This is a genomic window from Streptomyces sp. NBC_00669 (assembly GCF_036226785.1).
Classification (GTDB): domain Bacteria; phylum Actinomycetota; class Actinomycetes; order Streptomycetales; family Streptomycetaceae; genus Actinacidiphila.
The window spans coordinates 7,187,498-7,211,681 of the sequence record NZ_CP109018.1; the positions used below are offsets into that span (position 1 = coordinate 7,187,498).

Consider the following 24,184-nt stretch of genomic DNA (forward strand, 5'->3'; position numbering starts at 1 on the left):
CCATCGCCCACCCCGGAGGCCGAGATGACCCGACTGGCAGCGCCCGGCGCGAGCCGCGTGCGGGGCGGCCCGCTCCGACCGTCGCCTCGGCCACCCCGCGGCACGGCGCGCCGCAGGCGGAACGTACTGCTGCTCGCGCTGGTCGCGTTGACCGTGGTCGGCGGGGGCGGCGGCTACCTCGTGTACGGCTCTCCGCTGCTGCGGGCCGAACGCGTCAAGGTCACCGGGAACTCCGTATTGACCGATGATCAGATCGTCAGCGCGGCGAAAGTCCCGCTCGGCGGCGCCCTGTTCTCCGTGGACACCGGCGCCGTCGGCAAACGGCTCACCACCGCGCTCCCGCGCATCGACCACGTGGACGTGGACCGCTCCTGGCCGCACACCGTCAAGCTGCGGATCGTCGAACGGACCCCGTCGGCCGTGCTCAAGAACGGCACCCGCTACACCGAAGTCGACCGCGGTGGCGTGCGATTCGCCACCGTCGACCGGGCGCCGCGCGGGGTGCCGCTGGTGCAGTTGACCGACCCACAGGCCGCGAGCGTTCGCCAATTCGGCACAAAGGGACTGCTGCGCGCCGCCATTGCCGTCTCGGCCGAGTTGCCGCAATCCCTCAGTGGCCACGCCACCGCGATCCGGGTGCGTTCCTACGACGGCATCACCGTCGAACTCTCCGGCGGGCGCGAGGTGGTGTGGGGGAGTTCCGAGAACGGCGCACGCAAGGCGCGCACGCTCGCCGCGCTGATGAAGGCGCAGCCGGACGCGACGCACTACGACGTCAGTGCGCCCACCGCCCCTGCTGCTTCCGGGAGTTGACGGCTGGGAGGCCAGCCGCGACAAGGCGTTCGCACCCGGCTGCGCGAAGGACGGCGTGATCACATAGGGTGAAAAGAAAAACGGGAGGTTCGGCGTGTTCGTTGAACCGCCACCGCTTGTCGACTTAGTGTCTCGTCCCAAGGGAACACATGGGACTGGCGTACTGGTAACCCTAAACCTCAGGGTTAGGGTTCGGAACGGCACCGGCGAGCGTACCGACCGTCCCACACGATTCGTAACTCGAGGCGAGAGGCCTTCGACGTGGCAGCACCGCAGAACTACCTCGCAGTCATCAAGGTCGTCGGCATCGGCGGCGGTGGCGTCAACGCCATCAACCGGATGATCGAGGTCGGTCTCAAGGGCGTCGAGTTCATCGCGATCAATACCGATGCGCAGGCCCTGCTCATGAGCGACGCCGACGTCAAGCTGGACGTCGGCCGCGAACTGACCCGGGGCCTCGGCGCCGGCGCCAACCCCGACGTCGGCCGCAAGGCCGCGGAGGACCACCGCGAGGAGATCGAAGAGGTGCTCAAGGGCGCCGACATGGTCTTCGTCACCGCGGGCGAGGGGGGCGGCACCGGCACCGGCGGCGCCCCCGTCGTGGCCAACATCGCCCGCTCGCTGGGGGCGCTCACCATCGGCGTGGTGACCCGCCCCTTCACCTTCGAGGGCCGCCGCCGCGCCAACCAGGCTGAGGACGGCATCGCCGGCCTGCGGGAGAACGTCGACACGCTGATCGTGATCCCCAACGACCGGCTGCTGTCGATCTCCGACCGCCAGGTGAGCGTGCTGGACGCCTTCCGCTCCGCGGACCAGGTGCTGCTCTCCGGCGTGCAGGGCATCACCGACCTGATCACCACCCCCGGCCTGATCAACCTCGACTTCGCCGACGTCAAGTCGGTGATGTCCGAGGCGGGTTCCGCGCTGATGGGCATCGGCTCCGCCCGCGGCGACGACCGCGCGGTGGCGGCCGCGGAGATGGCGATCTCCTCGCCGCTGCTGGAGGCGTCGATCGACGGCGCCCGCGGTGTGCTGCTCTCCATCTCCGGTGGCTCCGACCTCGGCCTGTTCGAGATCAACGAGGCGGCCCAACTGGTCAGCGAGGCCGCCCACCCCGAGGCGAACATCATCTTCGGCGCGGTCATCGACGACGCCCTCGGCGACGAGGTGCGGGTGACCGTCATCGCGGCCGGCTTCGACGGCGGCCAGCCGCCCACCAAGGGCAGCCGGGACAAACTGGTCGGCGGCTACACCGCCCGTGACGACTCGTCGGGCTCTTCGTCCGGCACCCCGACCGGTTCGTCCGGTGCCGGTGCCGGCCGGGGCGCCGGCTCCGACGCGGGCCGGCTGACCCCGTCGTTCACCGGTATCGGCAGCGTGCCGGCGCCGGTCGAGCGGGAGCCCGAGCCGGACAGCGAGCCGGTCGCCGAGAACCCCGGCACCCCGTCCGGCCCGCTGGTCCCGCCGGCCCGGCCGTACCAGGACCCGGCCGTCGAGGAACTCGACGTTCCCGACTTCCTGAAGTGACCGCCCGGAAGTGATAGGGCACAGCACGGCAGTGGACGGCGCGCACTTCGCCTTCACCGACAGGTGGGGCGGGGTGAGCGCCGTTCCGTATGACAGCCTCAACCTCGGTGGCGCGGTGGGCGACGACCCCGCCGCGGTCCGGGCCAACCGCGAGCGCGCCGCGCGGGCGCTCGGCCGCGACGCGGACCGGGTGGTGTGGATGCACCAGGTGCACGGCCGCGACGTCGTGGTCGTCGACGCACCCTGGGGCGAGAGACCGGTCCCGGCGGCCGACGCCGTCGTCACCACGCGCGCGGACCTGACCCTCGCGGTGCTCACCGCCGACTGCGTACCGGTGTTGCTCGCCGACCCCGCCGCCGGCGTGGTCGCCGCCGCGCACGCCGGACGGCCCGGACTGGTGGCCGGCGTGGTGCCGGCCGCGGTCGGCGCGATGGTCGCGGCCGGCGCGCGGCCGGAGCGGATCAGCGCGCTGCTCGGCCCCTCGGTGTGCGGTAAGTGCTATGAGGTGCCCGCCGCGCTCCGGAGCGAGGTCGCGTCCGCCGTACCCGAGTCGTACGCCGAGACGAGTTGGGGTACGCCCGCGCTCGATGTGAGCGCCGGCGTGATCGCCCAACTCGCGCGCTGCGGCGTACGGGTGATCGAGGGTCCGACGGTCTGCACGCGGGAGTCCGCCGACCACTTCTCGTACCGCCGCGACCGCACCACCGGCCGGCTGGCGGGCTATGTCTGGCGCGACGGCGGGCCGGACGGCACGGCCGCCGCGGCGCCGGAACGGACCGGGTGAACGGGCGTGTCGAGCAGAGCCGAAGAGATCGCCGCGAACCTGGCGGTGGTACGGGAACGGATCGCGCGCGCCTGCGAGGCGGCCGGCCGGAGCCGCGACGAGGTCACCCTGATCGTGGTGACGAAGACCTACCCGGCCGAGGACGTCCGGGTGCTGTCCGGCCTCGGTGTGCGGCAGGTCGCGGAGAACCGCGACCAGGACGCCGGACCCAAGGCCGCCGCATGCGCCGACCTCCCGCTGACCTGGCACTTCGTCGGCCAGTTGCAGACCAACAAAGCGCGCTCCGTGGTCCGTTACGCTGACCACGTGCACTCCGTCGACCGCCCTCGCCTGGTCACCGCACTGTCCGCCGCGGCCACCGCCGCGGGAAGACGGCTCGGCTGCCTGGTGCAGGTCGCCCTCGACGCGGAGTCCGGCGACCGGGGCGAACGCGGCGGGGTGGCACCCGACGCGGTGGGCCCGCTGGCCGACGCGATCGCCGGCGCCGACGGGCTGCGGCTCGACGGTGTGATGACGGTCGCGCCGCTGGCGGGGGCGTACGCGGGTCAACCCCGCGCGGCCTTCGATCGGTTGGCGGAAATCTCATCCCGCCTGCGCGAGACGCATCCGGCTGCGAACATGGTCTCGGCAGGGATGAGTCAGGATCTGGACGAAGCGGTGGCCGCCGGAGCGACACATGTACGCGTCGGTACGGCGGTACTCGGAGTCCGTCCCGGGCTCCGGTAACGTCACCAAACAAGTCGGACCACAGCATAAATATGGTGTGGCGGCCGCCCCGAGCGGCGGCCGCGGACCGAACCCCGCTGAGAGGACGCAGAGCATGGCCGGCGCGATGCGCAAGATGGCGGTCTACCTCGGTCTCGTGGAGGACGACGGATACGACGGACCGGGGTTCGACCCCGACGACGAGTTCGAGCCCGAGATGGCCACGCCGCCCAGCGGCCGGGTCGACCCGGAGCCCGAACGCGCCGCCCCTCGTAGGCCGCACAGCCAGCACGTGCCGCCGAGCCCGCAGCCGCAGGACGACCCCCCGCGGCTGGTGCATGCCCCGGCGCCGCGCGAACCGCGGATCGCCCCAGTGGCATCCATCACACCCGAACGTCAGAACCTGGAGAAGAACGCACCGGTGATCATGCCCAAGGTCGTGTCAGAGCGGGAACCGTACCGGATCACCACGCTGCACCCCCGGACCTACAACGAAGCCCGTACCATCGGGGAACACTTCCGTGAAGGCACCCCGGTGATCATGAACTTGACCGAGATGGACGACACCGACGCGAAGCGACTTGTCGACTTTGCCGCCGGTCTGGTCTTCGGCCTGCACGGCAGCATCGAGCGGGTGACGCAGAAGGTCTTTCTGCTCTCGCCTGCTAACGTCGATGTCACGGCGGAGGACAAGGCTCGCATCGCCGAGGGTGGGTTCTTCAACCAGAGCTAGCCTGAACCTGGTCTGACCAGGCAGAACGCAACCGCACGACATGTAGGACCCGGCCGGCAGGCCGATGGATGAGCAGGGGAGAGGGAAGCGCGATGAATGTCGCACTCCAGGTGCTGTACATCGCGCTGTACGTCTTCCTGTTCGTGCTCATCTTCCGATTGGTGATGGATTACGTCTTCCAGTTCGCCCGTTCGTGGCACCCTGGGAAGGCGATGGTGGTCATCCTGGAAGCCACCTACACTGTCACCGATCCGCCACTTAAGCTTCTGCGGCGTTTCATCCCGCCGCTACGTCTCGGGGGCGTGGCGCTCGACCTGTCCTTCTTCGTATTGATGATCATCGTGTTCATCCTGATCTCCGTCGTAGGGGGTTTGATGTGAACGGTGTGGGCTCCCGATATGTCGACGATCACGTTGAGGTGAAGAGATGCCGCTGACCCCCGAGGACGTTCGGAACAAGCAGTTCACGACCGTCCGCCTCCGAGAGGGCTATGACGAGGACGAGGTCGACGCCTTCCTCGACGAGGTGGAGTCGGAACTGACCCGACTGCTCCGCGAGAACGAGGACCTGCGGGCCAAGTTGGCCGCTGCGACTCGGGCCGCCGCTGCCAACCAGCAGCCGCAGAACATGCGCAAGCCGGAGCAGCAGGATCGTCCGGTCCCCGCCGCCATATCCGGACCGCAGCCGGTGCAGCAGCAGATGCCGCAGCAGCAGATGGGCCCGCCCCAACTGCCGGGTGGCGCACCGCAGCTGCCGGCTGGACCGAGTGGGCAGCAGCAGCACGGCCCCGGCCCGGGCCAGATGGGGCAGATGGGGCAGCACCCCATGCAGCAGCAAGGCCCCGGCCCGATGGGCCAGATGGGCCAGCACCCGATGCAGCAGCAGGGGCACCCCATGCAGCAGCAGGGTCCTGGTGGCATGCAGGGTCCCGGTGGTCCGGGTATGCAGGGGCCTGGTGGTCCCGGCGGTCCGGGCATGCAGGGCGGCCCCGGCCCGATGGGCCAGCACCCGATGCAGCAGCAGGGCCCCGGTGGCGACAGCGCCGCCCGCGTCCTCTCGCTCGCCCAGCAGACCGCCGACCAGGCGATCGCCGAGGCGCGGTCCGAGGCCAACAAGATCGTGGGCGAAGCGCGCAGCCGCGCCGAGGGCCTGGAGCGGGACGCCCGCGCCAAGGCCGACGCGCTGGAGCGGGACGCCCAGGAGAAGCACCGCGTGGCCATGGGCTCCCTGGAGTCCGCACGGGCGACGCTCGAGCGCAAGGTCGAGGACCTGCGCGGGTTCGAGCGGGAGTACCGCACCCGGCTGAAGTCCTACCTGGAGTCGCAGCTGCGCCAGTTGGAGAACCAGGCGGACGACTCGCTCGCCCCGCCGCGGACCTCCCCGCCGGCGCCGTCGCTGCCCTCCGCGCCTTCCATGGGCGGCAGTTCCATGGGTGGTGGCGGTTCCATGGGCGGCAGCAGCTCCATGGGCGGGATGGCTCCCGCGGGTGCCGGAGCGATGGGTCACGGCGGTTCCGGTGGGCCTTCCTACGGAGCCGGTGCCGCGCAGAACGGCTCCATGGGCGGCGGGCACACACCCGGGCCCACGTATGGTGGCCAGCAGCAGATGTCGCCCGCGATGACGCAGCCGATGGCTCCGGTACGGCCGCAGGGGCCGCAGCCGTTGCAGCAGGCACCGACGCCGATGCGAGGGTTCCTGATTGACGAGGACGACAACTAGGACGTCGCTCTCCCAGCACGACGAAGGTCCGGGCCCCCGGGGAAACATTTCCCCAGCGGGGCCCGGACCTTTTGTGCTTCCCGCCCACCCGCCCCTCAGGGTGCCCCTGCCGGGGCGGGGTTGCCCCGACAGGCGACGGCTCCCCGGGGCGGGGGCGCCCTCATCCGTGAGGGCGCCCCCGCCCGTTCGCGGCTAGGCCCTCCGCAGGGTGAAGGTGAGCGACAGGCCCTCGTCCGTGAAGGCGGGGCCGGACTCGGGGGCGGGGGCGCCCTGGGAGAAGTCGGTGGCCAGGACCTCCTCGGAGATCAGGGAGCCGTGGGCGTCGAGCGCCCCCGTGACCTCGGGGTCGGTCGAGGTCCAGCGGATCTCGACCCGGTCCGCCACGTCGAACCCCGACTGCTTGCGCGCCTCCTGGATGAGCCGGATCGCATCGCGGGCGAGCCCGGCGAGCCGCAACTCGGGCGTGATCGTGAGGTCGAGCGCCACGGTCGCACCGGAGTCCGACGCGACGGACCACCCCTCGCGAGGGGTCTCCGTGACGATGACCTCCTCCGGGGAGAGCGTGACCCTCTCACCGTCGACCTCGACACTCGTGGTGCCGCTCTCCCGCAACTGCGCCGACAGGACACTCGCGTCAGCGGCGGCGACGGCGGCCGCGACCGCCTGGACCCCCTTGCCGAACCGCTTGCCCAGCGCGCGGAAGTTGGCCTTGGCGCTGGTGTCGACCAGCGACCCGCCCACCTCGGAGAGGGACGCGAGCGAGGAGACGTTCAGCTCCTCCGCGATCTGGTCGCGCAGTTCGGACGGCAGCGTCGCGAAACCGCTCGCCGCCACCAGCGCGCGGGACAGCGGCTGCCGGGTCTTCACCCCGGACTCCGCGCGGGTGGCGCGGCCGAGTTCGACCAGCCGGCGGACCAGCCGTACCTGCTCGGACAGCGCCGGGTCGATCCGCTCGGCGTCGGCCACCGGCCACTCGGCGAGGTGGACCGAGTCGGGGGCGTCGGGCACCACCGGGACCACCAGGTCCTGCCAGACCCGCTCGGTGATGAACGGCACCAGCGGCGCCATCAGCCGGGTGAAGGTCTCCAGCACGTCGTGCAGGGTGCGCAGCGCGGCCGCGTCGCCCTGCCAGAACCGCCGCCGGGAGCGCCGGACATACCAGTTGGACAGGTCGTCGACGAAGGCGGACAGCAGCTTGCCGGCCCGCTGGGTGTCGAAGTCCTCCAGCGCGGCGGTGGTGTCGCGGACCAGCGCGTTGAGCTCGCCGACCAGCCAGCGGTCCAGCAGCGGCCGGTCCGCCACCGCCGGGTCGGCCGCGGACGGCGCCCAGCCGGAGGTGCGGGCGTACAGCGCCTGGAAGGCGACCGTGTTCCAGTAGGTGAGCAGCGTCTTGCGGACCACCTCCTGGATGGTGCCGTGCCCGACCCGGCGGGCCGCCCACGGCGAGCCGCCCGCGGCCATGAACCAGCGCACCGCGTCGGCGCCGTGCTGGTCCATCAGCGGGATCGGCTCCAGGATGTTGCCGAGGTGCTTGGACATCTTGCGGCCGTCCTCGGCGAGGATGTGGCCGAGGCAGACCACGTTCTCGTACGAGGACCGGTCGAAGACCAGGGTGCCGATGGCCATCAGCGTGTAGAACCAGCCGCGGGTCTGGTCGATCGCCTCGGAGATGAACTGCGCGGGGTAGGTCCGCTCGAAGATCTCCTTGTTGCGGTACGGGTAGCCCCACTGTGCGAATGGCATCGACCCGGAGTCGTACCAGGCGTCGATCACCTCGGGCACCCGGGTCGCGGTCTGCCCGCACTCCGGGCAGGGGAAGGTGACCGCGTCGATGTACGGGCGGTGCGGGTCGAGGCCGGACTGGTCGGTACCGGTCAGCTCGGTGAGGTCGGCGCGCGAGCCGGCGCAGGTGAGGTGGCCGTCGGCGCAGCGCCAGATGGGCAGCGGGGTGCCCCAGTAGCGGTTGCGGGACAGCGCCCAGTCCACGTTGTTGTCCAGCCAGTCGCCGTAGCGGCCGTGCTTGACGGTCTCCGGGTACCAGTTGGTGCGCTCGTTCTCCCGCAGCAGCGCGTCCTTGACCGCGGTGGTGCGGATGTACCAGGACGGCTGGGCGTAGTAGAGCAGCGCGGTGTGGCAGCGCCAGCAGTGCGGGTAGCTGTGCTCGTAGGGCAGGTGCCGGAAGAGCCGGCCGGCCGCGTCGAGTTCGGCGACCAGCGTCTCGTCGGCCTTCTTGAAGAAGACCCCGCCGACCAGCGGCACGTCCGGCTGGAAGGTGCCGTCCGGGCGGACCGGGTTGACCACCGGCAGGCCGTACGCGCGGCAGGTCCTGAGGTCGTCCTCGCCGAACGCGGGGGACTGGTGCACCAGCCCGGTGCCGTCCTCGGTGGTGACGTACTCGGCGTTGACGACGAAGTGCGCGTCGGGGATGTCCACGTAGTCGAACGGGCGCTGGTACGTCCAGCGCTCCATCTCGCGGCCGGTGAAGGTCTGCCCGGTCGTGGCCCATCCTTCGCCGAGCGCCTTGCCGAGCAGCGGTTCGGCGACGACCAGCCGCTCGGTGCCGTCGGTGGCCACCACGTACGTCACGTCGGGGTGCGCGGCGACCGCCGTGTTGGAGACCAGGGTCCAGGGGGTGGTCGTCCACACCAGGAGCGAAGCCTCGCCGGCCAGCGGGCCGGAGGTGAGCGGGAAGCGCACGTAGACCGAGGGGTCGACGACCGTCTCGTAGCCCTGCGCGAGTTCGTGGTCGGACAGCCCGGTCTGGTCGCGCGGGCACCAGGGGGCGACCCGGTAGTCCTGCACCAGCAGGCCCTTGTCGAAGATCTGCTTGAGCGACCACCACACCGACTCGATGTACTGGGGGTCCATGGTGCGGTAGGCGTCGTCGAGGTCCACCCAGTAACCCATGCGCGTGGTCAGCTCGGTGAAGGCGTCGGTGTGCCGGGTCACCGACGCGCGGCACTTCGCGTTGAACTCCGCGATGCCGTACTTCTCGATGTCCTGCTTGCCGGTGAAGCCCAGTTCCTTCTCCACCGCCAGCTCGACCGGCAGGCCGTGGCAGTCCCAGCCGGCCTTGCGGGTCACGTGGTGGCCCTGCATGGTCTTGAAGCGCGGGAAGACGTCCTTGAAGACGCGCGCCTCGATGTGGTGGGCGCCGGGCATGCCGTTGGCGGTCGGCGGGCCCTCGTAGAAGACCCAGTCCGGGCGGCCCTCGGACTGCTGGACCGAGCGGGCGAAGGTCTTCCGCTCGCTCCACAGCTCCAGCACCTCGTGTTCGAGGGCGGGCAGGTCGACTTGTGCGGGTACCTGGCGGTACTGCGGCTGGCGCGGCTGGCTCATCAGGGTTCTTCCTCCGGCGGACGCTTGTCGCTTGTCGCGTTCTTCCGTCGGAGGGACGAGAGCCTGTGCCGGCGCTCCCGCGGTACCACCCTCCTTGGCGGTGTGCCGGGCCCGTACGGGACCCACCGCCCCCTCATTGGGGTCGCGAGGCCGGTTCTACCAGCGGACGGGTGTGCTCACCGCACGCCCGTGGGCCTTCTTCCGGCGACTCCGGGGTGATCTTCGCACCGCGCACACCCCCGGGCTTCCACCGTCCCCGGGTCGCTCATGGCTGCGTGCGGCGCTACTCGTCCCATCCACGCCTTTCGCTGCGCCCAGTGTACGGGCCCGCGCGCCGCGCCCGCGCACCGTTTTCCCCCGCCCTGGCCCGGCCGCCGCGCCCCTCTTCTTCCGCCCTCCGGTGGCCTTCCACCTGCCCGTCCCGGACGCGGGGTGACCCTGATGGCCGTCTTTGTTCCGGAATGCGGCATGGTTCGCGGGTTACGGCGGAATACCTGACGGTGAGCTGGGCACAACGGATGCAGACCGGTTCCCCGCCGAGGGGTGCCGGTCGGCCCGGCAGCGCGCCCCGTTGCCGCGGATCGATGCCCGATTTACCGTTTCCGGCACGATTCGCGAACGAGATCACTGACGTGAAGGGGTCGCGGCCATGGTCGTGAAGAAGCCCGCCGCCACCGCGGCGGCGGCGAGTGAACCGGCCAAGAAGGCCGCCGGGAAGAAGGCGGCCACGAAGAAGGGCGCGACCGGTACGGAATCGGCGGCGGAGGCGCCCGCCGCCCGCTCGGCCAAACGGACCGCGACCAAGCGGACGGCGGCCAAGCGGACGGCGAAGAAGAGCGCGGCCGGCGGCGCCCACGCCGCGACCCGCCGCACCGGTGGGACCGAGGCTTCTGCGGAGGAGGCGCCGACAGGCGTGGAGGACACAGCCACTGAGGCGACGACGGGGACGGGGGCGACCGGGGCGGGGACGACCGGGACTGCGGCGCGGAAGAAGACGGCCGCGGCGAAGAAGACGGCGGCGAAGAAGGCGGCCGCCAAGAAGTCCGCCGCCAAGAAGGCGCCCGCGAAGAAGACCACGGCCAAGAAGGCGGCCGGCAAGAAGGCCGCCGCGAAGAAGACTTCGGCAGCTCAGCGGCCGAAAGCCGAAGCGGCGTCCGCCGGCGAGGCTGGGACCAGGAAGACAGGAGCCCGCAAGGTGGGAGCTAAGAAGACGGTGGCCGGGACGGCCGACTCCGCGGTGCCCGCGGCGCGGAACGCGGCGGAGCCGGGCGGCCTCGCGGTGCTGCCCGGCGAGGACCCGTGGACCCCCGAGGAGGTCGAGGAGGCGCGGTCGGAGCTGCTCGCGGAGGTGGAGCGGCTCAAGACGGAGATCGCCTCCTCCGAGGCCGCCGTCGCCGGCCTGCTGCGCGACTCCGGGGACGGCGCGGGCGACGAGGCGGACACCGGGTCCAAGAACATCACCCGCGAGTCGGAGCTGGCGCTCGCCGCGAACACCCGGGAGATGCTCACGCAGGCGGATCACGCGCTGCGCCGGCTCGACGAAGGGACGTACGGGCTCTGCGAGGTCTGCGGCAAGCCGATCGGGAAGGCCCGTATGCAGGCGTTCCCCCGGGCGACGCTGTGCCTCGACGACAAGCAGCGCCAAGAGCGCCGCTGAACGGTGCCCCCGACCCCCCGGGTGCCCCCGTTCTGTCGGCCCGGGACCACCCCCCGAGGCGGTTGCGCGCGTCGGTCCCGCGCCCCTGGGTTTCGCTCGGGCCTTCCGTGAAAAGAGCCTCGCTTCTTCCCTGTACCCGGGTGTGCCTGGTTCTCGCGGGGCTCTGGCGGGTTGGACTGCCGTCCGGGCCGCCCCTTGCGGGGGCTCGCCGGATCTTCCCCCGGCATTGGGCTGGTCGCGCAGTTCCCCGCGCCCCTTCGTGGTGGCTGGTCGCCGCGGGGACAGCGCACCTCAGAAGGTCGGCTTACCCAGGGGCGCGTGGGGGTACCTCCCAGGCGAAGCTCTGGGGGAGAACGGCGCGAGCAACCCACCACCGGGAGGTGGTCCCGGAACCGACAGTGCGGGGAAGCCCGGGGGTCGGGGGCCCCTTGGTACCCTCGCACGGAGGGTCGGGCACACAAGGCTAGGGACTGACGTGACGGAAGCGGAGCGCACCATCACCACACCGGAGACGCCGGACGCGGAGGCGGGCGCGGAGAAGGGCGCGGGCGGGGCCACCGAGGCGGCGCCGGCGCCGCGCGGCAGGCGCCGGGTCGCCGTGCTGATAGGCGTCGCGGCACTGGCGTACCTGCTGGACCTGCTCTCGAAGCTGTGGGTGGTGCACAGCCTGGAGAACCATGATCCGGTCAACATCTTCGGCCACTACCTGCGGCTGGACGCGATCCGGAACGGCGGCGCGGCCTTCGGCATCGGCCAGGGCATGACCATCGTGTTCACGGTGATCGCCACCGGCGTCATCGTGGTGATCGTCCGTCTCTCCCGCCGCCTGTACAGCGTCCCGTGGGCGATCGCGCTCGGCCTGCTGCTCGGCGGAGCCTTCGGCAACCTCACCGACCGGGTCTTCCGCACCCCCGGCGGGTTCCAGGGCCGCGTGGTCGACTTCATCGCGCCCGAGCACTTCGCGATCTTCAACCTCGCCGACTCCGCGATCACCTGCGGTGGCGTCCTGATCGTGCTGCTCTCCTTCCTGGGTATCGAGCCGGACGGCAAGCGCCAGCAGCGCGACGACTGACCGCCGGCCCGGGACCGTACGGCGTCCCCCCGGCGGCCGCTTGGAGACCGCGCAGAGGCCGCCCGGCGTCCGGGCCGCGCCGCGTCCGGCATACTCGACCAGGTGAGTACGCTTCCCGAGGTCCGCTCCCTTCCCGTGCCCGACGGCCTGGAGGGCGAGCGCGTCGACGCCGCCATCGCCCGCATGTTCGGCTTCTCCAGGACGAAGGCCGCCGAACTGGCCGCGGCCGGGAAGGTGTCGATCGACGGGGCAGCGGCGGGCAAGTCCGAGCGGGTGCACGGCGGGGCGTGGCTCGAGGTGGAGATGCCCGCGCCGGCCGCCCCCGTACAGATCGTCGCCGAGCCCGTCGAGGGCATGGAGATCGTGTACGACGACGAGGACGTGGTGGTCGTCGTCAAGCCGGTCGGGGTCGCCGCGCACCCCAGCCCCGGGTGGACCGGGACCACCGTGATCGGCGGGCTGGCCGCCGCCGGGTACCGGATCTCGACGTCCGGTGCCGCCGAGCGCCAGGGCATCGTGCACCGGCTGGACGTGGGCACCTCCGGGCTGATGGCCGTGGCCAAGTCCGAGCGGGCGTACACCCGGCTCAAGCAGCAGTTCCGTGACCGCGTGGTGGACAAGCGCTACCACGCCCTGGTGCAGGGCCACCCCGACCCGATGAGCGGCACCATCGACGCGCCGATCGGCCGGCACCCCACCCACGACTACAAGTGGGCGGTGACCGCCGAGGGCAAGCCGTCGGTGACGCACTACGACCTGATCGAGGCGTTCCGCTCCGCGAGCCTGCTCGACATCAAGCTGGAGACCGGCCGCACCCACCAGATCCGGGTGCACATGTCCGCCCACCGCCACCCCTGCGTCGGCGACCTCACCTACGGGGCCGACCCGACGCTGGCCAAGCGGCTCGGGCTGACCCGGCAGTGGCTGCACGCGGTGCGACTGGGCTTCGAGCACCCCGCGGACGGCGAGTGGGTCGAGTTCGAAAGCACGTATCCCCAAGACCTCCAGGCCGCACTGGACGTGGTGAGGGCCGACAGCCAGTAACCGCGTGGCAACCTAGCGGCGTGGATCAACTCGCGCTGTTCTTCGCGATCATGCTGGCCGCGATCGTCATGGTGCCCGTGGCCGAACGGGTCGGGCTGCCCTCGCCGGTGCTGATGACCGTGCTGGGCGGCGTGCTGGCGCTGATCCCGCAGGTGCCGAACATCGAGATCAACCCCGAGTTGATCCTGCCGCTGGTGCTGCCGCCGCTGCTGTACGCCTCGGTGCAGCGCACCTCGTGGCGGCAGTTCGCGGCGAACCGGCGGGCGATCTTCCTGCTCGCGGTCGCCCTGGTGTTCCTCACCACGGCCGCGGTCGCGGCCGTCGCCAACGCGGTGGTGCCCGGGATCACGCTGGCCGCCGCCGTCACCCTCGGCGCCCTGGTGGCCCCGCCGGACCCGGTCGCCGCGACCGCGGTGGCCGGCAGCCTCGGCCTGCCGCGCCGGATGATCTCCATCCTCGAAGGCGAGGGGCTGTTCAACGACGTCACCGCGATCGTGCTCTACCACGTGGCGGTCGCGGCGGTGCTCTCCGGCCACTTCTCGCTGCCGCACGCCGTCCTGGAGTTCGTCCTGTCGGCGGTCGTCGCGGTCGCGGTCGGGCTGGTGCTCGGCTGGGGCGCGAACAAGCTGATGGGCGTGGTCGGCGACGCCACCTTGCAGATCGGCCTGTCGCTGCTGGTGCCGTTCGCCTCCTACGCGATCGCCGAGGGGCTGCACGGCTCCGGCGTGCTCGCCGTGCTCACCGCGGCGCTCTTCCTCACCGAGTACGCCTTCGAGGCCGACGACGTGACCGCACGGCTGGCCGGCAACACCTTCTGGGAGATCGTCGACACCCTCGTCACCGGGATCGCCTTCGGGCTGATCGGCCTGGAGATGCACCACGTCTTCAGCGCGGGCGCCGGACACTGGGGGCCGATGCTGCGCGACGCCGGGCTGATCGTCGCCGTCGTGGTCGGTATCCGGCTGCTCTACCTGCTGCCCGCCGCGGCCATCGCCAAGCGGCTGCACACGCTGCGGGACATGGACGAGGACATCCCGCTGACCTGGCGGGAGACGGTCACCATGTGGTGGGCCGGGATGCGCGGGGTGGCCTCCGTCGCCCTCGCGCTGGCGATCCCGCTCACCACGGACCACGGCGACCCGTTCCCCGCCCGCGCCCAACTGCTCTTCATCGCCTTCTCCGTGGTCCTGGTCACCCTCGTGATCCAGGGACTCACGCTGCCCTGGCTGGTGCGCAGGCTCGGGGTCACCGGGGACATCGAGGTCGAGCACGACCAGGAACGCGCGCTGGCGCTGCGCGCGATGAAGGCGGCCAGGAGGCGGCTCAAGGAGATCGAGACGGCGGAGGACCTCGACGAGGAACTCGCGGAGATGCTCTACCACCGGGCGATCGACCTCGGGGCCCGTATCTCGCCCGATGTCCTCGACGACGAGCGGCGCGAGAGCCACGCGGGGCGCGCCCGGCGGATCAAGGCGCTGCGCCGTATCCAGGACGACATGCTCTCCGCGGCCCGCCACGAGGTGCTCTCCGCCCGCAGCGAACCCGGGTCCGACCCGGAGATCGTGGATCGCGTGCTGAGACATCTCGATCTGCGGTCCATGCGAGGGGTGTGACGGACCCGGCGGGGTGGTGCGCTCTGCCGGTTCCGGGACATCGGGGGAGGCCCCGGGACTACCTGTCGGGGCTGGGCGGGGGGTCGTCCTGCACGCGAACGCTGACGCGGGGGAGCGCGTACGGGTGCTCCGTGCGGAGCCAGTCGATGAGTTGCTCGCGGATGAGGCAGCGGAGCGCGAAGATGTCGCCGGCGTCCTTGGCGGTGGCGACGGCGCGCACCTGGACGGTGGTGGGGGTGGTGTCGAGGACGACCAGGCTCCAGGCCCGGTGGTCCCACTCGGCGGCCTGTTCGAGTATCTCCAGCAGGCGCTTGCGCATGAGGTCGACGGGCGCGGAGTGGTCGAGGTGGAGGAGGACCGCGCCGGTCATCCGGGGGTCGCCGCGCGACCAGTTCTCGAACGGCTTGCTGGTGAAGTAGGAGACGGGCATGGTGATCCGGCGCTCGTCCCAGGTCCGTACGCTCAGAAAGGTGAGCGTGATCTCCTCGACCTCGCCCCACTCGCCGTCGACGACCACGGTGTCGCCGATCCGCACCATGTCCCCGAAGGCGATCTGGAGCCCGGCGAAGAGGTTGCTGAGGGTGGACTGGGCGGCCACACCGGCGACGATGCCGATGATGCCGGCCGAGGCCAGGACGGACGCGCCGACGGTCCGCATCTCCGGGAACGTGAAGAGCATCGAGGCGACCGCGATCACGCCGACGATCGCGGTCAGCACCCGCTGGATGAGGGTGAGTTGGGTACGCAGCCGGCGGATCTTCGGCACGCTGTGCGCGGTGGCGGCGTAGCGGGCGTAGGAGGAGTCGATGACGGCGGCCGCGACGCGGACCACCAGCCAGGCCGACGCGGCGATCAGCACCAGGGTGAGCGCCTGGCCGATGGCCGCCGCGTGGTCGTCCTCGAAGTGCGCGGCATGGTAGGCGCCGCGCAGCAGGGCCGTGCAGAGCACCACCTGCGACGGCAGCCGGCAGCGGCGCAGCAGGTCCCACAGCGGGGTCTCCGGGTGCCGCGCGTCGGCCGAGCGCAGCGCCCGGTCGCCTATCCAGCCGACCAGTACCGTCAGCACGACCGCCGCGCCGACCACCACGATCGGCCGCAGCGTGCTCTCCATGCCCACCACCTGCTTCTCTTCCCGTCCGTCGGCAGCCCCGTACGGCACCTGTGTACGGCGTCCGACCTGCCGCTGGCAACTGGCACCATGGGACCCGTACCCGACGGACCGTGAACGAAGGCCCCTTGTGACATCTGCGACGATCGTGCTGCTGCACTCCACCTACGGGCTGCGGCCCGCCGTACACTCCGCGGCCGAGCGGCTGCGCGCGGCCGGGCACGAGGTGTACGTGCCGGACCTCTTCGACGGCCGGGTGGCGGACAGCGTCGAGGACGGCCGGAAGATCCGCGACGAGATCGGCAACGAGGAGTTGCTGCGCCGGGCGATCGTGGCCGCCGCCCCGCACTCCGAGAAGGGCCTGGTCTACGCGGGGTTCTCGATGGGCGCCGCGCTGGCGCAGAACCTCGCCCTCGGCGACGAGAAGGCCCGCGGGCTGCTGCTCCTGCACGGCACCTCGGACATCGCGGACGACGCGGCCACCGACATCCCGGTGCAGCTCCATGTCGCCGACCCGGACCCCTTCGAGCCGGACGACTGGCTGAACGCGTGGTACCTGCGGATGCGGCGGGCCGGCGCCGACGTGGAGGTCTTCCGCTACCGCGGCGCCGGCCACCTCTACACCGACCCCGACCTCCCCGACTACGACGAGGAGGCCGCGGAGCGCACCTGGCCGATCGCCCTGGACTTCCTGGCGGACCTGTAGGAGCAGGTGCCGACCGGACGGGCCCCGCAGGCCACATGGCCTGCGGGGCCCGTCCGCTGCTTCGGGCCGGCTACTTCAGGTCGGCCGCGATGGAGGACACCACGGTGGCGGAGGGCATGCCGGGCACCGACACGGCCTTGCCGTTGACCTTGACCGTCGGCGTGGAGTTGACGCCGCTCTTGTTGAACGCCTTGGACATGGTCAGCGCCCACTTGTCGAAGGTGCCCTTCTTCACTGCATCGGAGAACTTGGTGTTCCCCTTGAGCGCCGGCACCTTGTCGGCGATCTTGAGCAGGTAGGCGGTGTCCTTGAACTTGTCGGTGTTCTCGTCCGGGTGGTAGGCCTTCGAGTAGAGCAGCTTGTGGTACTGCTCAAAGGCATCCGTAGAGACGTTGAGGGCGGCGCCGACCGCGCTGAGAGCGCGCTTCGATCCCTGGCCGGGGCTGGCGCCGTCGTCCAGGAAGGTGCCGAACGTGTAGTCGATCTGGTACTTGCCGTCCTTGGCGCCCTGGAGTACCGCGTCGCCGGCCTCCTGCTCGTAGGCGGCGCAGATCGGGCAGCGCAGGTCCTCGTACTCCTTGACGACGTTCTTGTTGCTCTTGTCGCCGATGACGATCACGGTGCCGTCCGTGCCCGAGGTGTTGGCCGGCTTGACCAGGGGCTTCTTGGCGGCGGCGTCCCAGTAGCCGGGCTTGTTGGCGTTGTTGACCGCCACGGCTATGCCGCCCGCCGCGGCCAGCACCACGACGACACCGGCGGCGACGATGATCTGGCGGCGCACCTTGGCGCGCTTGGCTTCCTTCTCGCGTTCGAGGCGCAGCCGCTCGCGCGCGGCGGCCTTGCTCTGCTTGCTGTTCCTGGTGCTCATGGCTGATGTCTCCGGATGAAGAAGTACGCGTGAATGTGGGGGAAGGACGTGCGGGTCGGGCCGGCTGCCTGGTCAGGCAGCGAGCGCGAGCGGCGGTCCTCGGCGTACGACGGAGTGCAGCAGCGGCCGGGCGGCGAGGTGCGCGACGGCCGGGGTGGCGGGGCGGACCCGGCCGGGGGTGGTGCCCGCCATGGCGCCGGCCGCGGTGACCGCGAACAGCAGCGGGCGGAACGCGGCGACGGCCACCGCCCGCAGCACGCGGTGCACCGCGGCCTCACCGCGCCGCAGCCACCAGGACGCGAGCAGGCCGACCGCGACGTGCACGGCCAGCAGCAGCCACGGCAGCGCGGAAGCGCCGTGGTGGGAGGTGGCGGCCTGCGCGGGGGAGACGGTGGGAAGCTGCGTGCCGACCTGGCCGCCGTGGCAGACCACCGCCTCGTGCAGCGACCGCCACGAACCGGTGACAGGGCCGCCGTCGGGCCCGTAACAGGACTGCTGGCCGGAGGTGAAGAGGGTGTCCACGGCCAGTTCCAGCGGCACCATCATCCCGCTGATCGCCCAGAAGCCGCGCTCACGGCCACCGAGGGCGTAGGCCAGAGCGAAGACGGCCGCGAAGGCGCCCAGGACGACGGTCAGCGGCAGCGGCTTGTGAGCCATCAGGACGTGCGACGTGGAGGAGAGCGTGACGCAGAGCGCGGCGAACAGGGCGGCACGCGCCGCCCTCAGCCGCGGACGTATCGCGCCCAGGGTCTCCATGGGCACAGAGTGTGCCACGCGAACCTGTATGTGTGACCTAAAGGTCGGACACCAACCGGAGACGGTTCGGCCCGGCCGGACGGCACCGCGGGTACGGTGCGCCCGGCCGGGCCGATCGGGACCTACGGTGCGTTCACCGGGTCACGCGACGCCGAGCCAGACGTCGGCGCCGAAGGAGACCTTGATCTCCGAGGCGACCGTGGTGGGGTCGACGAGGAATCCCAGCTCGTAGACGGTGGTCTTCTGCGGGCCGGAGACCTTCGCGCGTACCGGGCTCTCGCCGGGGTGGGCGGACAGGATGCGGCGCAGCTCGTTGATCGCGTCGTGCCGCAGGATCTTGTGCTCGCGGAAGGCCAGTTGCACCGGGGGCTTCCCGCCGCTCTCCGCGGAGGACACGTCCAGCTCCGCCAGCTCGGAACCGATGATGTTCATCGTGCCGTCGCGGTCCTGCGCCCGGCCGCTGATCGAGACGACGCTGTCGGGGATGAGCGCGTGACCCACCAGCTGGTAGGTCGCGGGGAAGAAGCACACCTCGATGCTCGCGTCGCGGTCCGCGAAGGTGACCGCGGCCCAGGCGTTGCCCTGCTTGGTCATCTTGCGGTCGACCCCGGTGATGAGCCCCGCGACCTTCACCGGCCGTTCCTGGCCGGAGGCCAGCAGCTCGGCGAGGGTGGTGTCGCGGTTGCGCGCGAGGATGTGCTCGGTGCCGTCCAGCGGGTGCGCCGACACGTACAGGCCGAGCATGTCCCGCTCGATGGCGAGGAGTTGCTTGCGCGGCCACTCGGTCTCGGGGATGGCGAAGTCCAGCCCGAAGGTCTGTACGTCCTCGCCGGGCGCGCCCATGCTCGCGAAGAGGTCGTCCTGTCCGTACGCCTCGGCCTTCTTGACCGGGACGATCGCGTCGACCGCGTCCTCGAAGACGGCGGACAGTCCCATCCGGGTGTGGCCGAGCGAGTCGAACGCGCCGGCCTTGATCAGCGACTCGATGGCGCGCTTGTTCAGGACCGGGATGCTCACCTTGTCCAGGAAGTCGGCGAACGAGGTGAACAGGCCCTTGGACTTGCGCGCCGCGATCAGCGCCTCGATGACGCCCTCGCCCACGTTCCGCACGGACTTCAGACCGAACCGGACGTCCTCGCCGACGGCGGTGAACTCCGCGACCGAGGCGTTCACGTCGGGCGCCAGGACCTGGACGCCGCTCTTGCGGGCGTCGGCGAGGTAGATGGCCGCCTTGTCCTTGTCGTCCCCGACCGAGGTGAGCAGCGCCGCCATGTACTCGGCCGGGTAGTTGGCCTTGAGGTAGGCGGTCCAGAACGACACCAGCCCGTAGCCGGCGGTGTGCGACTTGTTGAACGCGTATCCCGAGAACGGGAGCATGACGTCCCACAGCGCCTTGATGGACTCCTCGGAGTACCCGTTGTCCCGCATGCCGCCGTGGAACTTCTCCCACTCCGCGGCCAGCACCTCGGGCTTCTTCTTGCCCATCGCGCGGCGCAGCAGGTCGGCGCCGCCGAGGGTGTAGCCCGCCAGCTGGCGGGCGATGGCCATGATCTGCTCTTGGTAGATCAGCAGGTGGAAGGTGTTGCCGAGGATCGGCTCCAGCGCGTCCTTCAGCTCCGGGTGGATCGGCTCGACGGCCTGCCGGCCGGTCTTGCGGCTGGCGTAGTTCATGTGCGCGTTGGCCGCCATCGGGCCCGGCCGGTACAGCGCCAGGGCCGCCGCGATGTCCTCGAACCGGCTCGGCTCCATCGCCTTGAGCAGCGTCCGCATGCCGCCGCCGTCGAGCTGGAACACCCCGAAGGTGTCACCGCGGGCCAGCAGCGCGTAGGTGTTCTTGTCGTCCAGCGGGATGTTCTCGGTGCTGAGGTCGACGCCGCGGTTCTCCCGCACGTTCTGGATCGCCTGGTCGATCACGCCCAGGTTCCGCAGGCCGAGGAAGTCCATCTTGACCAGGCCCATGGACTCGCACGACGGGTAGTCGAACCCCGTGATCTTCGTGCCGTCCTTGCGCATGTGCAGCGGAATGCGGTTGGTCAGCTTGGTCTTCGACAGGATGACCGCGGCCGCGTGCACACCGGTGTTGCGGATCAGCCCCTCGACGCCCTTGGCGCTGTCCACCACCTTCTTGACGTCGGGCTCGTTCTGGTAGAGCGTCCGGATCTCGCCGGCCTCGCCGTACCGCGGGTGCTCGGGGTTGAAGACGCCGTCGATCGGGATGCTCTTGCCCATCACGTCGGCCGGCAGCGCCTTGGTGATGCGCTCGCCGTGCGCGAAGGGGTAGCCGAGAATCCGCGAGGTGTCCTTGATCGCGTTCTTGGCCTTCAGCTTGCCGAAGGTGTTGACCAGCGCGGTGTACTCGTCGCCGTACTTCTCCACCACGTAGGCGACCATCTGGTCCCGCTTGCGGTCGTCGAAGTCGAGGTCGACGTCCGGCGGGTTGATGCGCTCGGGGTTCAGGAACCGCTCGAAGAGCAGGCCGTGCTCCAGCGGGCACAGCTCGGTGATCCTCGTCGCGTAGGCGACGATCGAGCCGGTCGCCGATCCACGGCCGGGGCCGACCGGGATCTTGTTGTCCCGCGCGTGCCGGCAGATGTCCGCGACCACGAGGAAGTAGGAGGAGAAGCCCATCGGACCGATGACCTTCATCTCGGTCTCGAAGCGCTCCAGCACCTCCGCGGGGATCGGGTCGCCGTAGCGCATCGCCAGGCCCTTGAGGACCTCCTGGCGCAGCCACGACTCCTGCGTCTCGCCCTCGGGCACGTCCGGGTACTGCGGCATCTCGTCCTCGAGGTCGAAGACCTCGTCGTACGCCTCGATCCGCTCGGCGATCAGCAGCGTGTTGTCGCACGCCTCCGGGAGTTCCTTGAACAACTCCCGCATCTGCGCGGCGGTCTTGAGGTAGTAGCCGGTGCCGTTGAACTTGAAGCGGTTCGGGTCGTCCTTGTTCTTGCCGACCCCGATGCACAGCAGGTTGTCGTGCGCGTCGGCGTGCTCCTCCAGGACGTAGTGCGCGTCGTTGGTCGCCAGCAGCGGGATGTCCAGGTCCTTCGCCAGCCGCAGCAGGTCGTCCCGTACGTTGCGCTCCAGGTCCAGGCCGTGGTCCATCAGCTCGAGGAAGTAGTTCTCCTTGCCGAGGATGTCCTGGTAGTCGGCCGCGACCTTGCGCGCCTCGTCGTACTGGTTCAGCCGCAGCCGGGTCTGGATGGCGCCCGAGGGGCAGCCTGTGGTGCCGATGATCCCGGCGGCGTGCTCGGAGATCAGCTCCATGTCCATCCGCGGCTTGCCCGCGGGGAACTGCCCCGTGTAGCTGGCCTCCGTCGACAGGTAGAACAGGTTGCGAAGGCCCTGGACGTTCTGCGCCCACATCGTCATGTGGGTGAAGCGGCCGCCGCCGGAGACGTCCTTGCTTCCCTCGCCGTCGTCCGACATCGCCCGCTGCCCGCCGGGACCCCAGAACTCCTGCTTCTTGTACCTGCGGTGCGACGGTGCGACGTACGCCTCGATGCCGATGATCGGCTTCACCGCGTCGAAGCCCTTGGCGACCTGCTGGAACTCGTACGCACCGAACATGTTCCCGTGGTCGCTCATGGCGATGGCGGGCATGCCCTGCCGCGCCACTTCGGTGAACATCGGCTTCAGGCGCTGGGCGCCGTCGAGCATCGAGTACTCGGTGTGATTGTGCAGGTGAACAAAGCTGTCGGCCACCGGGCTGGCACCTCCAGGACGATCGCGGGGAAGTCTCCACCCTAGTCGCTCGCCGGGGCGATCCGCCGGTGCATCGCCCGCACCCGGGGGCGGCCGCCGTACCCCGTGCCGGCGGCGCCGCGCCCGCCGGCAGTGCCGGGCCGCCGTCCGCCTCTTGGTGCCCGCTTGGTGCCCGCCCAACATGTCGAGCAGGGCGCGGACTTCGCGGGGGCGGTGGCGGGACGAACGCGGGGGCGCCCCCCGAAAGGGGCACCCCCGCGTCCGGTAAGTGCGCGTGCGGCGCGATCAGTTGTGGCCGAACTTCTTCTGCTGCTTGCGCGGGGCGTGCGTGCTGGAGGGCATCATGTGCTCCTCGGCCAGGGCGCTCTTGCTGTGCTGCTCCTGGCTCTCGCCCGCCTGGTTCGACCGCTCGTCGTGCTGCTCGCGCTGGGGGCGGTTCTGGTTCTTGTTCTTAGCCACGATCGTGCCTTCCTAGTGAGGGGATGTTGGCCGATGGGCCGCAATCAGACTTACATGTGAGGACGAACGCCGCATTTCGGGCAGTTGGGGGTGCGGGAGGCCGGGAAATACCGCTGACCGCCACGCCGAAGATCGCGTTCGCGGTCATAACCCCCGAGCATTCGGGCACACTCGGGGGAAGCTCAGGGGGCATCCGTGCCGGGGGTCGACCGGAAGAGGTGCAACATGGACCGCTGCGTCGTCCTGGTGGACGCCGGGTATCTGCTGGGCGCAGCGGCGAGCCTGCTGGCCGGCGAACCGTCGCGTTCGAGGATCACGGTTGATCATGCCGCCGTGGTCGCCGGCCTGCGCGAACGCGCCGAACTGGAGACCGGCCAGCCGCTGCTGCGGATCTACTGGTTCGACGGCGCACCCGACCGGGTTCCGCAACCCGAGCACCGCCGGCTGCGGGTGATGCCGCGGGTGACGGTCCGGCTCGGCGCCCTCACCCGGACGGACGGCAGGTGGGCGCAGAAGGGCGTCGACGCCGCGATGCACGCCGAACTGTCCGAACTGGCCCGCAACCGGGCCTGCTCCGACGTGGTGCTGGTCACCGGCGACGGCGATCTGCTGCCCGGGATGATGTCGGCCAAGGAGCACGGGGTGGCCGTCCACCTGTGGGCCGTGCAGGCCGCCGACGGCGACTACAACCAGTCCGAAGACCTGGTCGCCGAGGCCGACGAGCGGCGGGTGCTGGACCGGGAGTGGATCACCGCGGCGATCCGGGCGAAGGAGATCGCCGGCGCGTGCGGGCCCGCGCCCGGGCCGCGGCCCGGGGTACGCCCGGAGATCGCCGCGATCCTGTCCGCGCCGCTGCCGGAGTCCAGCGGCTCGCCGCACCCGGTCCAGGCCCCGGCGAAGAACGGCTCCGCGCCGACCGAGCACCCGGACGACGACGCCGCGGCCGCCCCGTCCGGCAAGGGGGTGCCCACGCCCAAGGACCTCGCCGACCTCGGCCGCTCCCATGCCGCCCCGCAGGTTCCGCCGGTGGCCCACCCGGCGCCGAGCACCCTGCGGTGGTCCTCCGACAAGGGGTGGACCGACCGGCCCGGCGCCGACCAGCCCGACACCTCCGGACTGCCGACCCTCGCGCAGCTCACCACGGCGGAGCAGCGGTGGGCCGACCGCGAGGCCGACATCACCGCGGTCAGCGGTGATCCCTACGAGGTGGGGCAGGTGTTCGCCCGGCGCTGGATCGCCCGGGTCAGCGACCCGACCCACCTCCAGCACCTCTCCACGCACTACCCGCGGGTGCCGCACCGGCTCGACGGGGAACTCCTGCGGTACGCCGCTCGCTTCGGGTTGCTGGCGCACAAGGACGACCAGATCGACGAGAACGACCGCTACGCGATCAGGGCGGGGTTCTGGCGCGAGTTCGACGCAGCCGCGACTCCGGACTAGCCCGCAGACTAGCCCGCAGCGTCGGGGGCGTCCTTCCGTTTGCGGAAGACGGCCACACATGAGGCGGCCCCGGCCCGTTGCGGTGGCGCGCGGGGCCGCAGGCCCGGCTCGCCCGGCGGGTTCGCCCGGACCGCCG

At 71.0% G+C, this 24,184-nt stretch carries 19 protein-coding genes; 13 read left to right on the top strand and 6 right to left on the bottom strand.

What is annotated here, in order from left to right:
- Positions 1-24 precede the first annotated feature (24 nt).
- From OG896_RS30340 to OG896_RS30370, 7 genes are all read left to right on the top strand, one after another.
- On the top strand, positions 25-813 hold the full coding sequence (locus OG896_RS30340) for a cell division protein FtsQ/DivIB (protein ID WP_329370433.1): 789 nt from the start codon (positions 25-27) through the stop codon (positions 811-813).
- Between the two features lie 261 nt (positions 814-1,074).
- Positions 1,075-2,340: a cell division protein FtsZ gene (gene ftsZ / locus OG896_RS30345; protein WP_329370435.1), complete on the top strand. Its 1,266-nt coding sequence runs from the start codon at positions 1,075-1,077 to the stop codon at positions 2,338-2,340.
- A 31-nt stretch (positions 2,341-2,371) separates the two neighbouring features.
- Complete coding sequence (gene pgeF / locus OG896_RS30350) at positions 2,372-3,124, top strand: peptidoglycan editing factor PgeF (protein WP_328462962.1); 753 nt, start codon at positions 2,372-2,374, stop codon at positions 3,122-3,124.
- 6 nt (positions 3,125-3,130) lie between these two features.
- Positions 3,131-3,850, top strand: coding sequence for a YggS family pyridoxal phosphate-dependent enzyme (locus OG896_RS30355; RefSeq protein WP_329370437.1), 720 nt, complete (start codon positions 3,131-3,133; stop codon positions 3,848-3,850).
- A 94-nt stretch (positions 3,851-3,944) separates the two neighbouring features.
- Positions 3,945-4,562: a cell division protein SepF gene (locus tag OG896_RS30360; RefSeq protein ID WP_329370439.1), complete on the top strand. Its 618-nt coding sequence runs from the start codon at positions 3,945-3,947 to the stop codon at positions 4,560-4,562.
- Between the two features lie 92 nt (positions 4,563-4,654).
- On the top strand, positions 4,655-4,942 hold the full coding sequence (locus OG896_RS30365; protein ID WP_328462956.1) for a YggT family protein: 288 nt from the start codon (positions 4,655-4,657) through the stop codon (positions 4,940-4,942).
- A 46-nt stretch (positions 4,943-4,988) separates the two neighbouring features.
- Positions 4,989-6,281 (top strand): DivIVA domain-containing protein, encoded by a 1,293-nt coding sequence (locus OG896_RS30370; RefSeq protein WP_329370441.1) that lies wholly within the window; start codon positions 4,989-4,991, stop codon positions 6,279-6,281.
- Between the two features lie 192 nt (positions 6,282-6,473).
- Here OG896_RS30370 and ileS read toward each other — a convergent pair whose 3' ends face one another.
- Positions 6,474-9,620, bottom strand: coding sequence for an isoleucine--tRNA ligase (gene ileS, locus OG896_RS30375; protein WP_329370442.1), 3,147 nt, complete (start codon positions 9,618-9,620; stop codon positions 6,474-6,476).
- A gap of 649 nt (positions 9,621-10,269) precedes the next feature.
- Here ileS and OG896_RS30380 point away from each other — a divergent pair.
- From OG896_RS30380 to OG896_RS30395, 4 genes are all read left to right on the top strand, one after another.
- Positions 10,270-11,277 carry a TraR/DksA family transcriptional regulator gene (locus OG896_RS30380; protein ID WP_329370443.1) on the top strand — a complete coding sequence of 336 codons (1,008 nt, stop codon included), beginning with the start codon at positions 10,270-10,272 and terminating at the stop codon, positions 11,275-11,277.
- 475 nt (positions 11,278-11,752) lie between these two features.
- The gene (gene lspA, locus OG896_RS30385; protein ID WP_329370444.1) at positions 11,753-12,349 is read left to right on the top strand and encodes a signal peptidase II; all 597 of its coding nucleotides are present in this window, start codon (positions 11,753-11,755) and stop codon (positions 12,347-12,349) included.
- Between the two features lie 102 nt (positions 12,350-12,451).
- Complete coding sequence (locus OG896_RS30390; protein ID WP_329370446.1) at positions 12,452-13,393, top strand: RluA family pseudouridine synthase; 942 nt, start codon at positions 12,452-12,454, stop codon at positions 13,391-13,393.
- 20 nt (positions 13,394-13,413) lie between these two features.
- A complete protein-coding gene (locus tag OG896_RS30395) occupies positions 13,414-15,006 on the top strand; it encodes a Na+/H+ antiporter (RefSeq protein WP_329370448.1) in 1,593 nt (530 codons plus the stop codon).
- Positions 15,007-15,064: 58 nt separating this feature from the next.
- Here OG896_RS30395 and OG896_RS30400 read toward each other — a convergent pair whose 3' ends face one another.
- On the bottom strand, positions 15,065-16,117 hold the full coding sequence (locus tag OG896_RS30400; RefSeq protein WP_329370450.1) for a mechanosensitive ion channel family protein: 1,053 nt from the start codon (positions 16,115-16,117) through the stop codon (positions 15,065-15,067).
- 127 nt (positions 16,118-16,244) lie between these two features.
- Between OG896_RS30400 and OG896_RS30405 the strand changes: the two genes are divergently transcribed.
- Positions 16,245-16,820, top strand: a complete 576-nt coding sequence (locus OG896_RS30405) for a dienelactone hydrolase family protein (RefSeq protein ID WP_329370452.1) — start codon at positions 16,245-16,247, stop codon at positions 16,818-16,820.
- Between the two features lie 70 nt (positions 16,821-16,890).
- On the opposite strand, the gene OG896_RS30410 is transcribed toward OG896_RS30405, so the two are convergent.
- From OG896_RS30410 to OG896_RS30425, 4 genes are all read right to left on the bottom strand, one after another.
- Positions 16,891-17,688: a thioredoxin domain-containing protein gene (locus OG896_RS30410; protein WP_329370454.1), complete on the bottom strand. Its 798-nt coding sequence runs from the start codon at positions 17,686-17,688 to the stop codon at positions 16,891-16,893.
- Between the two features lie 72 nt (positions 17,689-17,760).
- The gene (locus OG896_RS30415) at positions 17,761-18,444 is read right to left on the bottom strand and encodes a hypothetical protein (RefSeq protein ID WP_329370456.1); all 684 of its coding nucleotides are present in this window, start codon (positions 18,442-18,444) and stop codon (positions 17,761-17,763) included.
- A 141-nt stretch (positions 18,445-18,585) separates the two neighbouring features.
- A complete protein-coding gene (gene dnaE / locus OG896_RS30420; protein ID WP_329370458.1) occupies positions 18,586-22,149 on the bottom strand; it encodes a DNA polymerase III subunit alpha in 3,564 nt (1,187 codons plus the stop codon).
- A 285-nt stretch (positions 22,150-22,434) separates the two neighbouring features.
- On the bottom strand, positions 22,435-22,608 hold the full coding sequence (locus OG896_RS30425; RefSeq protein ID WP_329370460.1) for a hypothetical protein: 174 nt from the start codon (positions 22,606-22,608) through the stop codon (positions 22,435-22,437).
- Positions 22,609-22,833: 225 nt separating this feature from the next.
- On the opposite strand from OG896_RS30425, the gene OG896_RS30430 reads away from it, so the two are divergent.
- Positions 22,834-24,048 carry an NYN domain-containing protein gene (locus tag OG896_RS30430; RefSeq protein ID WP_329370462.1) on the top strand — a complete coding sequence of 405 codons (1,215 nt, stop codon included), beginning with the start codon at positions 22,834-22,836 and terminating at the stop codon, positions 24,046-24,048.
- Positions 24,049-24,184: the final 136 nt, after the last annotated feature.